General features: G+C 41.0%; 11 protein-coding genes and 1 pseudogene. 4 read left to right on the top strand and 8 right to left on the bottom strand.

All coding sequences use genetic code 11. The features are described from left to right. Nucleotides 1-3: 3 nt before the first annotated feature. Nucleotides 4-1,329, bottom strand: coding sequence for a response regulator transcription factor (locus EHS13_RS05405; RefSeq protein WP_155699382.1), 1,326 nt, complete (start codon nt 1,327-1,329; stop codon nt 4-6). Between the two features lie 231 nt (nt 1,330-1,560). On the opposite strand from EHS13_RS05405, the gene EHS13_RS05400 reads away from it, so the two are divergent. From EHS13_RS05400 to pgmB, 3 genes are read left to right on the top strand one after another with little or no spacing between them, the layout of a single operon-like run. Beyond that, nucleotides 1,561-3,876: a glycoside hydrolase family 65 protein gene (locus tag EHS13_RS05400; RefSeq protein ID WP_155699381.1), complete on the top strand. Its 2,316-nt coding sequence runs from the start codon at nt 1,561-1,563 to the stop codon at nt 3,874-3,876. Next, nucleotides 3,860-6,154: a glycosyl hydrolase family 65 domain-containing protein gene (locus tag EHS13_RS05395; protein ID WP_155699380.1), complete on the top strand. Its 2,295-nt coding sequence runs from the start codon at nt 3,860-3,862 to the stop codon at nt 6,152-6,154. The genes EHS13_RS05400 and EHS13_RS05395 overlap by 17 nt, the downstream gene beginning before the upstream one ends. Then, nucleotides 6,154-6,789, top strand: coding sequence for a beta-phosphoglucomutase (gene pgmB, locus EHS13_RS05390; RefSeq protein WP_155699379.1), 636 nt, complete (start codon nt 6,154-6,156; stop codon nt 6,787-6,789). Before EHS13_RS05395 ends, pgmB begins: the two co-directional genes overlap by 1 nt. Nucleotides 6,790-6,798: 9 nt before the next feature. Here the strand turns inward: pgmB and EHS13_RS05385 are convergent, their stop codons facing one another. From EHS13_RS05385 to EHS13_RS05375, 3 genes are all read right to left on the bottom strand, one after another. Further along, nucleotides 6,799-7,113: a hypothetical protein gene (locus tag EHS13_RS05385; protein WP_155699378.1), complete on the bottom strand. Its 315-nt coding sequence runs from the start codon at nt 7,111-7,113 to the stop codon at nt 6,799-6,801. Nucleotides 7,114-7,313: 200 nt separating this feature from the next. Beyond that, entirely contained in the window at nt 7,314-7,541 is a 228-nt protein-coding gene (locus EHS13_RS36620) for a hypothetical protein (RefSeq protein ID WP_155699377.1), read from the bottom strand. Nucleotides 7,542-7,714: 173 nt separating this feature from the next. Continuing rightward, nucleotides 7,715-10,054, bottom strand: coding sequence for a CARDB domain-containing protein (locus EHS13_RS05375; protein ID WP_264373574.1), 2,340 nt, complete (start codon nt 10,052-10,054; stop codon nt 7,715-7,717). Between EHS13_RS05375 and EHS13_RS37135 the strand changes: the two genes are divergently transcribed. After that, nucleotides 10,053-10,223: a hypothetical protein gene (locus EHS13_RS37135; protein ID WP_264373573.1), complete on the top strand. Its 171-nt coding sequence runs from the start codon at nt 10,053-10,055 to the stop codon at nt 10,221-10,223. The two genes, EHS13_RS05375 and EHS13_RS37135, sit on opposite strands and share 2 nt — an antisense overlap. Here the strand turns inward: EHS13_RS37135 and EHS13_RS37130 are convergent. The 4 genes and pseudogenes from EHS13_RS37130 to EHS13_RS05360 form a co-directional block, all read right to left on the bottom strand. Beyond that, nucleotides 10,163-10,447 (bottom strand): annotated as a pseudogene (locus EHS13_RS37130) (galactose-binding domain-containing protein); the annotation flags it as partial. The gene EHS13_RS37135 and the pseudogene EHS13_RS37130 sit on opposite strands and share 61 nt — an antisense overlap. 12 nt (nt 10,448-10,459) lie before the next feature. After that, complete coding sequence (locus tag EHS13_RS36615; protein ID WP_155699376.1) at nt 10,460-11,575, bottom strand: carbohydrate-binding protein; 1,116 nt, start codon at nt 11,573-11,575, stop codon at nt 10,460-10,462. Between the two features lie 304 nt (nt 11,576-11,879). Continuing rightward, nucleotides 11,880-13,562, bottom strand: coding sequence for a hypothetical protein (locus EHS13_RS05365; protein ID WP_155699375.1), 1,683 nt, complete (start codon nt 13,560-13,562; stop codon nt 11,880-11,882). Next, the gene (locus EHS13_RS05360; RefSeq protein ID WP_155699374.1) at nt 13,562-15,007 is read right to left on the bottom strand and encodes an O-antigen polymerase; all 1,446 of its coding nucleotides are present in this window, start codon (nt 15,005-15,007) and stop codon (nt 13,562-13,564) included. Before EHS13_RS05360 ends, EHS13_RS05365 begins: the two co-directional genes overlap by 1 nt. Between the last annotated feature and the right edge of the window lies 1 nt (nt 15,008).

The following is a 15,008-nucleotide window of genomic DNA, read 5'->3' as shown; positions in this document are numbered from 1 at the left end:
ATTTCACTTCTTTACTTCACTGGGGCTGATTCCGTAATATTTTTTGAAAATTTTACTAAAATGCTCTGGAGATTCATAGCCAACTTTTTCTGATATTTCATACCGACGCAGGTCTGTGCTCAGGATGAGCCGTTTACTTTCTTCCATCCGTAATCGAATGACATATTCCCAAAGATTAAGCCCTGTTATCTTCTTAAATAGATAACTTAGATAATTCGGACTCACATGATTTTTGTGGGCTACTTCGTGTAAAGTAAGTCCTTTTTGCGCATAGTTCTGGTCAATGTATTGCTTGGCTTTCTCGACAATACTGTTGTTTCTAGAGCTTAATTCATCCTCTGTAGGGTCGAGTGAATCTATTTCTCGATTAAAATCTCCATAGTAGAATACGAAGTGATCGGGATGAGCCTGATTCCTGTCTACAGCTTTATGGCATTGTTCATTTAACAACCCCAAGTATTCAATCCCTTTCAAAATTTGGCTAATCCCCACTACACATACTAGATTCAAGTAACTATGAATATTAAACTGCAAGCTTCTACCAATCATATCGAGCTGATTGATCTTGTTAATCGAAGTATCCTCGTACTTCGCATCTTCCCATTGGATCAGGATTGAAATCTCCTCTTCACTGGAGTAGAAAGCAACATTGTCCCATTCCTTATCCAATAGCTCATTCACAATATTCAAAGCAGCATAATGCAGTAATACCACATCATTTGCCGATATTTTGTTGCTTTTTACCTTTTGTTTTAAATTTAAGCGAATCGATATCATCGAATAATAAGGACCTACTAATCGGATATCATGCAGCTCAGCTAATTTATTCAAACTGTTCGAATCAGTTGGATTGGCTATGAATTGATTGAGCAGCTCTGTTCTCTCCGGCAAAGGTTCATCCATTCGAAAGTTCTCTTGCACATTGGATTTAAGCTTGTCATTGGCAGGCATTTGTTTGTCCATCTTCAATAATACGTTACGAACCGAGTCGAGAAACTGCCCGCTATTAATCGGTTTGATTAAATAGTCCTTAGCTCCAAGTCGAATCGAAAGCTGTGCATATTGAAAGGTTTCATGTGCAGAAACCACAATCATTTGAATCCACGGCTTAATCATCATCGCTTGATGCATCAAGTCTATCCCGTTCATATCACCTATATGAATATCAGTGATCAGTAGATCAATATCCTCCATTCGCAAATAATCCATGGCTTCTAAGCCACTGTTTGCAATAAAAACAGTTTGAATATCCAATCCAGATGATGCCAACAAGTGATTTAAGCCCTTACATATAAAAGGTTCATCGTCAACAAGCAAGATATTATACATATTCCCCCCTACGAGCCTAAGATCATCATACCCTTACTCCTTCTATCAATACGATGTGAATTATTATGCATCTTGTGTGTTTAATTTAGGTGGATTCCAAGTTTCAGCCATTATCAGTAATTCTGCACATAAGTTGCTTAATGCTAGTTATTGAATGATCTTTCTTGGCTCGTTATGCTTTGTTAAAGAATATAACGAGCAATTAAATTCTTAGTATAGGAGGCAATTAGAATGGCAAAAGTCGCTGATAAGTATTATAAGGTTGATCCTTGGTCCGTTATCGAAGAGGGTTTTGAACCGCTTCGCAACCGCGTATCCGAGTCCATATTTTCACTAGGAAATGAGTACATGGGGGTACGCGGCTATCAAGAGGAAGGTTACAGCGGAGATAGCCTGATCGGGAGTTATTTTAACGGATTATATGATGAAATGAAGCTAGGTGCCCACTATAAAGGGATTATTAGAAGCCTGCGCTTTATGGCCAACGCCGTCGATTGGCTTTATACAAGAATAAAAATTGATGATGAATTATTGGATATTGCGACAAGTACAATCAGTGGTTTTATACGAAAATTGGATTTCAAAAGCGGGGTGCTGACTCGAGAATTAACATGGCACTTAAAGAATGGATATTCCGTTAAGATTTCGTTTATCCGTTTTGTAAGTATGACCAACTCGCATCTCGGCTGCCAAAGAGTTGTAATTTCACCTCTGGATTTCTCAGGTCGAGTTGAAGTCCGCACAGGTCTTGATTTTGCTACGATTCATGAGGATCAAGGGAAAAATTTGTGGCTAAGCCTCCAGAAAACACAATTGAATGGGCAATGCTCGATTATGGCAAAGACGTTAAACACGGATAATCGACTTTTTTCAAGCTTCAAAATACACACTTCAGAAAACATAAAGCCCATCGAGGTCAAGGATGAACAATTTATCGGACTAGATTTTAACCTTAGCTTAACTCAGGGTGAAGTAACCAGCTTTGATAAAATAGTTGTCAATTATGCAGATAAAACGTCTGAGAGCAGCGCTCTCGCTGTATGGTCCCAAGGTATAAAGCTTGCTTCAAAATATTGCAGCCGCAACTTCAATGATATCTATGCGGAGCAAGTAGCCTATTGGAGTCATATTTGGGATACCTCTGATATAACAATTGATGGGGATCCAGAGAATCAGCAAGGGATTCGTTTTTGTATCTTCCAGCTTTATCAAACCTATCATGGCGATAATCCGGGCTTAAACATCGGGGCTAAAGGTCTTACTGGAGAGGCTTATCGCGGGCTAGCTTTTTGGGATACAGAGTCGTATTGCCTTCCCTTCTACATATTCAACAACCCAAAAGCAGCACGGAGCTTGCTCGAATTCAGATACAAGACTTTGTCTGCTGCTATGGAACGAGCCAAAGAAATGGACTGTGAAGGAGCTAGCTATCCGATTGCAACGATTGATGGGACAGAGAGCTGTGATCTCTGGCAGCATTCCAATCTGCAACTGCATGTAGGCTCTGCAATTGCTTACGGCATTTGGCATTATACCCGCATTGTTGGGGATATCGAATTTATCCATACACAAGGGATTGAAATTCTGATTCAAATGAGCCGCTTTTATGCTACACGAGGACAGTGGGGACAACGGTCCGGTGAGTTTGGTTACTATGGTGTGATGGGTCCTGATGAGTTCCAGTTAATGGTTAATAATAATTGCTATTTAAATTTAATGGCCAAAAAGCTATTTGAATATACGTTGGAAGTCATTGAGGATATGAGAAATACAGCACCAAATTTGCTTGATTCATTGTTAAGCAGGTTGGTCGTAAATGAAGCTGAGATAGCTCATTGGGGCTTGCTCGCTTCCAAAATGCGGATTCCCTTGGATCCGATTACAGGTGTATACGAAGAGCATGATGGTTTCTTCGATATGCCGCATATTGATATTCATTCGATACCGGTTACCGACTTTCCATTATACTCCAATTGGTCCTACGATCGGCTTTATCGATATGACATGATTAAGCAGCCCGATGTACTTATGTTCATGTTCTTACATAATCAGTCGTTCAGCTTGGAAGCGAAGCGAGCCAATTATGATTATTACGAGCCGAGGTGTATTCACGAATCATCACTTTCTCCGTCGATTCATTCCATTCTAGCTGCTGAACTCGGTAAGCAGGATGAAGCCTACAATTTTTTTGAGTTTGCCACTCGCTTAGATCTTGATAATTACAACCGCAATACCAAAGAAGGCTTGCATACAACCTCCATTGCTGCCGCTTGGATGAACATTGTTTACGGATTTGGCGGTATGCGATCAGATGGAGATGGTCTTATTTTCAAACCAACTCTGCCATCCTTATGGAATTCCTACAGTTTTAAAATCATCTACCAAAACTCAGTGCTGCAAGTAGCTGTCGATCGAGAGAATATTATTATTAAAACGCTTAGCGGATCGAACGTGGATATTACCATTTACAGCCAAAGCTATTCCATTGGTTCATTAGGTATTCAAATACAGAGAGAGGAGTTGATTAGCTATGAGCTGGTTGATTAATAACCTCGGCTATACCGAAGATAAAACGGCGCATAATGGCAGTAAGTTTCTGATTGGAAATGGCTACATGGGCTATAGAGGCACAATGGATGAACATACCAAGGAGCAATTGGTCTCCTGCGTGCTCGCGGGTGTATATGACAAGGTTGGCGACAGCTGGCGTGAACCAATCAATGCTCCAAATGGACTATTCACAACACTGAACTGCGATGGGGAAGTATTGACAGTCCAATCCTCTCAGTTGGAAAAGCATGAGCAAGTTTTAGATATTAAACACGCTATCCATACAAGAGAAACAATTTTCGAAGTGTCTAACGGGAATCTTGTTCATCTAAAATCGGATCGTTTCTTCAGCTTGGACGACATTCATCTAGTTGGTTTACAGCTTACCTTCTCAGCTGTTCAAGATTGTACAATCGTTATCGAAACTGGAATTGACGGCGATGTTTGGGACATTAACGGACCTCATTTAAGTCAGCTTGCAACAGGGGCAACGAATGGGATTATCCACATGTCTGCCTTGACGCAAGAAATGGGCTATCAGGTTGCAGTAAGTGAAGCTATAGAAATTGACTTTGCCGCTAAACAACAAATTATTACAGCTCCCCAATCCATTCTTCGTCAAATAACAGTTGAAGCGACGGCAGGAGAGGAATATACCTTTAATAAATATGTTTCCGTCTTTACTAGCCTTGATTCTGTAGAGGATGCTGGTCATGCGGCTCAGCTTTCTTGCCACAACGCTTTGAAAAGCGGGTATGATACTCTGCTCTTAAATCATAAGCAACAATGGGTTAAGTATTGGGAAAAAGCCGATATCTCAATTGTTGGTGACGATGATGCACAGCTTGCACTTCGGTATAGTATGTATCACCTGCTAGTCATTGCACCCCATTCGGAAAAGGTATCCATCCCTGCAAGAGGGCTTTCTGGGCAAGTCTATAAAGGGGCTGTTTTCTGGGATACCGAGATGTTCATGCTGCCGTTCTTCGTTTATACAAACCCGGAAATTGCTAGAAGACTTGTGAAATATCGCTGCCACACCCTTGGAGGTGCACGACTAAAGGCGATTGAGTATGGTTTCAGAGGTGCTTATTATGCTTGGGAGAGCCAAGATACTGGAGAGGATGCTTGTACACTTTTCAATATAACGGATGTTTTCACCAATAGACCTATGCGTACTTATTTTCGTGATAAGCAGGTTCATATAAGTGGAGATGTGGCTTATGGCCTATGGAAATATTATACACTAACCGGTGATGAGAGCATTCTGCTTGATGGAGGAGCTGAAGTCATTTTAGAATGTGCTCGCTTTTTCTATTCCTACGCTTATTTCAATAAGGATAAAAACCGCTACGAAATCCTCGATGTCACTGGACCAGATGAATATCATGAGCGAGTTAACAATAATATTTTTACGAATCAAATGGTCAAGTATACATTAGAGGTTGCACTTCAAACTCTTGATTTGTTGGAGAGGAAGTATGGTGAAGAGTATTCTAAATTGATTAACCAGCTTAACTACCAGGCTGATATTGCTCATATCCATGAAATGAATGAGCTGCTTTATATGCCGCAGCCTGACTCTGAGAGCCTAGTGATTGAACAATTTGATGGTTATCACAAGCTGGAGGATGTCAATCTGAAAGAGCTGAAAACGAGGGTGATTCATCCTAATGAATATTACGGTGGGGGCAACGGGATCGCAACCTCAACTAAAATTATTAAACAAGCGGATACCATTGCCATGCTAAACATGTTTAAGAATAACTATTCCCATGAGGTGAAAAAAGCCAATTGGTCTTACTACGAGCCTCGTACCGAGCATGGATCCAGCTTGAGCCATTGTTTATATTCCCTTGTAGCTGCTGATATTGGGAACGCAGAGTGGGGTTATAAATATTTCATGAAATCTGCCACTATTGATTTAACCGGCGAATCCAAACAATATGTGGGAACGCTCTATATTGGGGGGACTCATCCGGCGGCTAATGGCGGTGCTTGGATGTCTGCCGTATTAGGTTTTGCCGGAGTAAATGCAAATGAACACCAGATTCTAATAAATCCGAAACTACCAGATAAATGGGAATCCATTGCATTTAACCTCAGCTGGAAGGGTCAAAAGATGAGCATCACCATTACAAAACTGGCTATTGTTATCCGTGCAGATCGTACGAATACAGCTACCCTCCCTTTTGAAATTAATGGTGAAGCTATCGAATGTCAAACCGGTCAAGAGCTTTCATTGAATTTTCATTACGACAGGAGCATAATCTAATGCTGGGAAATTTTAAAGGAGCTTTATTCGATTTGGACGGGGTTATAGTGGATACGGCAAAGTTTCATTTTCTTGCTTGGAATAGACTTGCTAAGGAGCTTGGATTTACTTTTACAGAACATCATAATGAAAGACTTAAGGGCGTCAGTAGAGTCCATTCTCTCGAAATTCTACTTGATATTGGGCGCATCAGCTTAAGTGAAGAGAAAAAACAGCTATTAGCCGAATTAAAGAATAAATGGTATGTCGAATATATTACGGATATGGATGCAAACGAAATTCTCCCTGGTGCTAAGGAGTATTTAATGCAATTAAGGAATAACGGGATTAAGATTGCCTTAGGCTCTGCCAGCAAAAATGCCCCGATGATTCTCGAAAACTTAAAAATTACAGAGCTCTTTGACGTAATTATCGATGGCAATTCGACTTCCAAGGCGAAGCCAGATCCAGAGGTTTTCCTGCTGGGTGCTGAAAAGCTCGGACTTGCTCCTGAAGAATGCATCGTCTTCGAGGATGCGGCGGCAGGTGTTGAGGCGGGGAAGCTTGCAGGAATGAGAGTAGTCGGCATCGGAAGCACAGATGTCCTTAAGCAAGCCGATTATGTGATTACAGGGTTGTTTGAGTTAGTTGGGTAGTAGTGCACCTCACTTCATGAAATTCGCTGCATTCGAGCGAACAAGGTGCAGAAATGCACCTCGCTTCATGAAATTCGCTGCATTCGAGCGAACAAGGTGCAGAAATGCATCTCGCTTCATGAAATTCGCTACATTCGTGCGAACAAGGTGCAGAAGTGCACCTCGCTTCATGAAATTCGCTGCATTCGAGCGAACAAGGTGCAGAAGTGCACCTTGCTTCATGAAATTCGCTGCATTCGAGCGAACAAGGTGCAGAAGTGCACCTTGCTTCATGAAATTCGCTGCATTCGAGCGAACAAGGTGCAGAAATGCACCTTGCTTCATGAAATTCGCTGCATTCGAGCGAACAAGGTGCAGAAATGCACCTCATTTCATGAAATTCGCTGCATTCGAGCGAACAAGGTGCAGAAATGCACCTCATTTCATGAAATTCGCTACATTCGAGCGAACAAGGTGCAGAAATGCACCTCATTTCATGAAATTCGCTACATTCGAGCGAACAAGGTGCAGAAATGCACCTCGCTTCAATGAAATTTGCTGCATTCGAGCGAACAAGGTGCAGAAATGCACCTCGCTTCAATGAAATTTGCTGCATTCGAGCGAACAAGGTGCAGAAGTGCACCTCGCTTCATGAAATTCGCTGCATTCGAGCGAACAAGGTGCAGAAGTGCACCTTGCTTCATGAAATTCGCTGCATTCGAGCGAACAAAGTGCAGAAGTGCACCTCGCTTCATGAAATTCGCTACATTCATGCGAACAAGGTGCAGAAATGCAGCAAATTTCACGCCTCAAAGCAAGAAAAAGCCCATGTGTTTCTGCATTAGCAGAACACATGGGCTTTTTACAAATTCATGAACAATCGTTCTACGGATTGACCGTAATTGTGAAGATCGATGTCGTGTTGTTGATTAGCGCTTCCATACAGTTACCAGTTATTTCCTGAAACCCTTGTGACAGTGAAGTTCGGGCTCTTGGTTTCGCCGTAAATTGCCTGAACACCAGGGTTATTAACCTTAACATTGGTAAAGCTTGCTGCACCAACAACTGGTCCTTGACCAGATTCTGCACTAGCTACAAGCTTAATACCATAACGTGATGGATTATTGATATTAATGTTTTCCAGACGAATGTTTTGCATAGCAAGGTTTTCTGAAGATTTGGTCTGGAACATTATGCCAAAGTAAACTGGATTATTAATATCGATATTCTTCACGAGAATATTCTTTAAGACTCTGTCACCAGAAAAGATCCAAATGGCTCCAAAATTCTGATAATCATTGATCTTGTCGTCTGCTCCGACGCTGGTCCAGAAATCACCACCGGTTCGGTCTAGAGTTACTCCATCAATTACAGTATCAAGGTCGCCAAATCCCAAAGTGTTATAACCAAAGCTATAGCTGTTGATTGTAATTCCAGGATAAGTTAAGGTATCTGCTCCGTAGAGGTTCTGAAAGATGTTACCTGAACCGCCATATATGGCAAAAGCCGCTGCACGTCTTACATTGGTTGCAGTCAGATTGGTGAACCTGTTACCCACATTGTAGGAACCACCGGCATCGATAGCACTAAATGATGCGAACGAGTCATCACCAGTCGCTCTTGCATAATTGTTGTCAATAATATTATTGGATGAGCCATTGGTCATGTTGATCCCATCTGCGAACAAGTTCTTGATCCGGTTATTTTTGAATGTATTGTTCGAAGCGTTAACACCCCAGTACAAGCAGATGAAATGCTCAGCCCAGACATTTTGAATCGTTACGTTTTGTACACCATTTCCATCAATGAACTTCCCTGGTCCATCTACCCTGTATACATAGTTGCCCCAAGCCGACAAGTCTCTAATAGTTGTACCGTTAGCCGCAGCGCTGATATTGAAGCCAACATCCGTATTGGATTGGCTTTGCGGAGCTACCAGCTTGGTGTGCCATGGACCTGCACCGATGATTTCAGTTGCGCGGCCATAAAGGAAAATCTTATTAGTAATTTCCCATTCACCAGCTGGAATAAAGATACCTTTCTTGGTTGCATCCGCTCTGAAATCAGTAAGAGCTTGATCAATCGATTTTGTGCTTGAAACCTGAACATATTTGGTCGGATCCGGATTTGAAGCTGCAGGAGCCACATTTTCCGTTTCTATCATGTCTACATAGATCGATGAGATATCTCCTGCGTCTTTTTGAATCTTAATCTTGGTTCCAGCTGGATATACCTGGTCAAGCATTAATTGCGAATCTTCATAGAGCCAATAAGCTTTTGTACCTGTGTTATCATAACCAAGTCTTCCAAGAGTCGTGGGTGTTGCGTATACGTAAGAGAACTTGGAGGTAACGGCAAAGTTCCCCTTGTCAACTCCGTTGGCATAAATACTGACGGTTCCGTTGGTGTTGTCAGCAACAGAGTTACGAAGTACAAATGCGTTAGCTGAAGATGTGAGCGTAAACTCTACATATTCTCCAGTAGCATCAAGCTGAACTGCCGAACGTCCGGAAGCTTCACCGGCAAAGTCACCAGGAATAAAGTTTGGAGCCAATTTGGTTCCGTTGGTAGCGTTAGATGGAGACTCAGCTTCAAGAATAGTAAATGGCATATTCGCACCACGGCCTACGAAGAAGGATTGTGTAGACGTGTTATTGGTTTGCTTGACTGCAAGCTCATTAGCATCGACAGCCAATTGTACAGTCAGATTATAGCTGCCGTTCACAGCTGTCCAACTTCCCATATTGATAAGGCTTGTCGTTGCTCCGGCGGCAATTGCACCACTATATGAACCAGTCAGTGTTGTGACTACCGCATTCGTAGTTGCATTGGTCAGTGTCAATGTGACCGCATGCGCTCCACTAGCGGACGCTACTGTGCCTTGGTTCTTAATCGAAACAGAATAACTTACTACGTTTCCAGCAGATGGATTACTCGGCGTCCAACTAATGGTAGAAGCGATTAAATCAGAGCTTGCTACAGGAGCCACTACTAATGAAGCAGGATTAGTAAAGCTGTTGTTGGCTTCATTCTGTTCAATGACTGCATTAGCTTCGTCAACCTTAGAGCTTACAGTGTAGGTAGCTGCATTCTGAGCTCCAATATTTTTGGAAACCACTACTGTGCTGCCTGCAGCCAATACCCCGACTGGAGCTGATCCAACCAAAGTAGCGCCCAAGTAGAAATTAACTGTTGAAGCGCCTGCTGATGCAGTGCCATTATTCTTAACAGATGCAGTTAAAGTTATGGCGTTTGTTTCAATAGGTGAAGCTGGAGAAGATGTCATGGATAGAATGGTGAGATCCGGGTTTGGAGCTGCTGAACCAAACACTTGGAATTCAGCGATTTGTCCGGCTGATGAACCCGTGTTGGTGGTGATTTTTAGCTGGATATCGCTAACGGTTGCAGATACAGGAATAGTTACTGTATTGCCAGTCGCTGGATTGAAAGTATAAGCTGTTGCGGCGACCAGGTTTGTGAAGGTTGTTGAATATTGATCATGTCCTAATACTTGAATAGTCTGTGAACGCGATCCCCAAGCACTATCTGGATTAAGCTTTAATACAACGGATGTTGTATTGGCGTTTGCGCCTAGACTAACCGTTAATGTATTCGGATAGCTAGCAGAATTACCTTCCCAATAAGTGGTTAGATTGCCATCATTGGCATTCGTCGCAATAAATGTAAATATCTATGAAGATGCGACGATTGGTTTGTTAAGAGCCAAATTTGACCCTGGTGGCGGTGTTCCAGTTGGTGTCGGCGTTGGAGTACTCGTTGGTGTTGGAGTAGTCGTCGGTGTTGGGGTAGCCGTTGGTGTTGCTGTTGCTGTTGGTGTTGGTGTTGCTGTTGGTGTTGCTGTTGGTGTTGGTGTTGCTGTTGGCGTTGGTGTTGTACCCGTTGTAAAGTTCAGCCAATTCAAATTAAAGCCAGTATTGGAAACATAAACTCTCAATGTTTGACTGCCTGCTGCCAAACTCACGTTGGCATTTACTGTAGTCCATGACTGCCAACCAGCCGTATTAGGTACGGTTACTGTCGTTAATACGGTGCCCGCAGCATTCTTCAACTGAAGCTGACTTCCCGTGCTACCACTCGCAACGCGGAATCCCACGGTGTACGTGCCTGCACTCTGAACATTGACCGCATAATCCATCCAATCTCCAGTATCCGTCCAGCCTACATTTAACCCAGCCCCCGTATCGGAAGTCGATTCCGTTTGAATTCCGCTCATCGCCGCATAGCTTTCGGCTTCAACTTTGCCTGGAATTGCTGCACTGATTGGTGTACCATACACCTCAAATTCAGACAGCTGCGCTGCTGGCCATGCACTGTTTGCCGTTACATTTAATTTAACGTATCTAACACTAGTCCCTGTAAAATTTATCGTAACTGTATTACTGCCAGCGGAGTTAAACGTATAGGTCGCAGATGCGGCAAGCGTCGTATACGTTGAATCATTCGTACTGCCCATAACACTCAAGGTTTCTGTCCTTGTTCCCCAGCCAGTAGGAAGCTTCAGCACGACTTGGTTTACTGAGTTGGCTGTTCCAAGATCGACGCGAACCCATTGCGGAAATGCATTATTCGTGCTTTCCCAATAAGTCGCTTGATTACCGTCATTCGTGTTGGTTTCCACATAAACATCAGCATGGCCACTTGCCGTAATAGCTTTTCCCAATGCCAAGTTCGTCGCTGCTGAAGTAACCTTAGGAAAATAAGAAAATTGGACAAAAATTAACACGATTGCCAGAGCAATTGCGACCAGTGACTTCTTATTAAACGCATTTTGTTGGACTGTCATCATTAACCTCCCATAATTTTAAGTTTACTTACCTTGTAAAAAGACAGATTTGAGCTAATCCTCCTCTCACCCATATTGTCACCTTTACATCATTTTCAAATAGTTGCTACTCTCATCCTCCTTCCTGATCAAATTATGAATGCGTTTGCAATCCATAATTCGTCTTCCAATTATAAGTCCAATTTTGCAAATAAAGGATGTGAATTATTATGCTAATAAGGCGTAAAATTACTAATATATCCAATAAAAAAAGACGTAATGGCTATTAAACCATCCGCCTTGATTTCATTCCGTTCAGCCCGATATTCTACCCTAAATATTCGATCAAACACATGGCACCATTGCTGACCGCTTGATTAACATTACTTCCCGACATAAAGTTGATCGTACGTTTAGCATCACTATCACAAATAATAAGTAAATTATTAAGGTCATTAATAAACCCTTGGTTTAAGGTCCCTGTTTTCTGTTCTAGTAATTTGACACCTTCACTGGTTTGTATCGTGAAATCGTTACTATCAGAACTTGATGCTGCACCTGCTGGTATGGACAGAATAATTCTAGTAATAATCGAATTAATCGGTAGCTTTACGGTAATAGAACCACTTAGACGATAAGGAAATTTCCCATCCGCATTTTTAATCGACAGTGTTTTTTTGGTAAGCACCGCTAAATTATTCATCTGAAAGTTGAATACACATTCCCATATTTCTTTGGGATCCGTACCACGACATTGACTGAACTTAATCGGAGGTGTCCCTCCCTTATTGACAGAATCATCTTCATTAATAATACTTATAAATTGCTGAGGGCTGCTGCCACTGAAGATTTCGCAATGATCATAACTTATAAGGGGGTTAAATGCATAGCTGCCTACCATAAAACTATATTGATGCTTCCCTAGAATCATGCAATTGTCAAAATGAATGATTGGCATAGAAGCATTGGTCGAGGAAAACAAAGCAGTGACATGGCTATGATCATAATTAAAGGCTTGGCTGCTCATATCACAGCTTGAGAAACTAACCGATCCACTCGCCCACTCGCATTCAATAAGCTTGCTTTCACCTTTAACATGTTCAAACCGAACACCTTCGCAATGAAAACGCATAACCCCCGCTGCATGTTGGACACCTAAAAGCTTGAAAAAGGTCCCGCCTGCTTTTGTTGTATGCATAAACGATCCGCCCCAAATATTGATATTGCCGCCTTTATCAAAACGGCAAAAATCCCCGCTGCTCACTTCAAAATTGCAGGAGAAAAAATTATAATTAAGGAATTGGTCACTCGTTTCAGACCAGAGAAAGGTATTGACTTTACCTGAGATTCCGCATTGATTAAAAGTTAGCTCACTGTTATTATTACTTCCTTGAAGCCTAATTCCATAATTTAAATCTTTCCAATTCACTCTATTAAAAATATAATTTTGCGCGCCTCCCTTAGATGTAGAAGACATAAATGAATGATTACCACAATTAAAGGTAATATCTCTGATCTCAATAAATAACCACTTGTCGTTATTAGCTATTAAGTATTGATTGTCTGCTTTGGGCTGAAACACAATTTCAGTTACACCTCTGCCTTGCCCTTCTATAATGAGCCCTAATGTCCTTCCATCAGGTGAAAGTAAAAACGATTCTGGCTTTGTAATGATGAACTTTCCCGCTGGTATAATTATTTTTGCTCTTCCGGTATAACGCCCTTCGGCTAAAGTGGAGCGATCAATCGATACCTTTAATGCTAAATTTGCTTGCCTGAACGCTTCATCTGGACTTACTCCTGTTTTTAAATAATCCGCAACATTTATAATGTAATCATAATCTTGAATTGCATTTGTGCTAGTGTTTGTGCTTGTATTTGTGCTTGTGTTCGTGTTCGTGTTTGCCGCTTCAGAAATTTTAATTTTGGGAAGTCGGGAAGCTGTGAGCGTTCCTAACAATGCTGTAGTTAATGCAACTAATACTTTCCTTCTTGAAAATATCTCTTTCATTAGATAATCTCCTTTTGGATTCTATTTGAGAGGTAGTGTGATGTTTGATGCGGGCTTGCAACAGGAATACTCCCAGGCTGCTTAAATAATTTATTTACTGTTTTGGGAATAAAAACCATAATAACAAAGGTTCCAAAGCAATAAGCGAAAGCTGACATAAGATCGCCCCGATAGATAATAAACAAATACCCGGAGAATAAAGCATACGAATAACGTTCTGCAACCATTTTAATTTCCAATTTGTTAATCATGTAAACAATTAATAATCCACCTATAACTACGCCTATTATACCAAAATTTATATAAAATTCACTAATAATGGGATTCGAGATATTAGTGAATTCATAAGAGCGCATCGTCGATAAATAGTTGCCTACAACTTCGCCTGAGCTTAATGGCTTACTAGGCCAGATGTCTCTTGGAACAAAGAAAAGCAGGACGCCGAGCATCTGGTAGCCGAAAGAGAATCCATAAACCTCGCAATATTTAAAGGTGGCTATTATATTCGAGTATGCGTCGAAATGAAGCTCTGTCAGCTGACTGAACATCAATTCATTTAAGCTTGGCAATTGAATGGAAGTCAATCCATATCGAAAGAAGTTAAGAAACGGAAAAATAACAAACAATCCAAAAAGGATATAAGTTAAAAACTTTAGCGAGCTGATTTTTGTATGATAGAAGTAATAGATTATCATGATAGAACATAAGCCTATATAAGATCTGTTCGTGTTAATTGGATTAGTTATATACAAATAAATGATTGATGAGCTGCTAAAATAGCAGAAATTGAATACACTCTTCTTTAACCGCCATCTCGCAAAAGAAAATAACCAATTAGCAAAGGTAACACCCGCAATACATATAGACAAGAGCAGGATAATAGACTTATTAGCAGATATATCGCCAACATCGGCATATCCCAGCATATAACTCCACTTGAGAGAACTGAAAATATAGAGCGAAATTATTATTGCCAAAACATAATAAATCAAGCGCAGCTTCCAATTAGCAACAACCAGAAAGGACGATGAGTTTCCCCCTTCTTTGACTACCTTATGGTCTGTTGGACCTTGAACGTTATGTTTTCTTCTAAATAGCAAGTAAATGACATTCCACAGTAAAATCACTAAATTTGTTTTAATGACATAGCTTTCTTCAACTGGCAAACTGTTTGGATAGTAATGGCTATAGTTGATTTGGGCAATTGGGGCAAGGTAGAAAAAAGCATAGACAAATACCCAGACTATAGTGTCTATATTTAAATTCTTGTTGGTGATGGCTCGATTAAAACCTATAGTCACACAAACCAAAGTCATCAGAAAAGTGATAAAGGCAGAAATGCCCAGTATTTTATACAAATCAAGATAACAAATTAAGCCATTTATTATAAAAAAGACAGATAAGAAATAAACTTTTAACATCCCATTCCGATTTTTTATATCCATA

The organism is Paenibacillus psychroresistens, from assembly GCF_009728935.1.
Lineage (GTDB): Bacteria > Bacillota > Bacilli > Paenibacillales > NBRC-103111 > Paenibacillus_AC > Paenibacillus_AC psychroresistens.
This window is presented reverse-complemented; position numbering and strand designations above follow the sequence as displayed.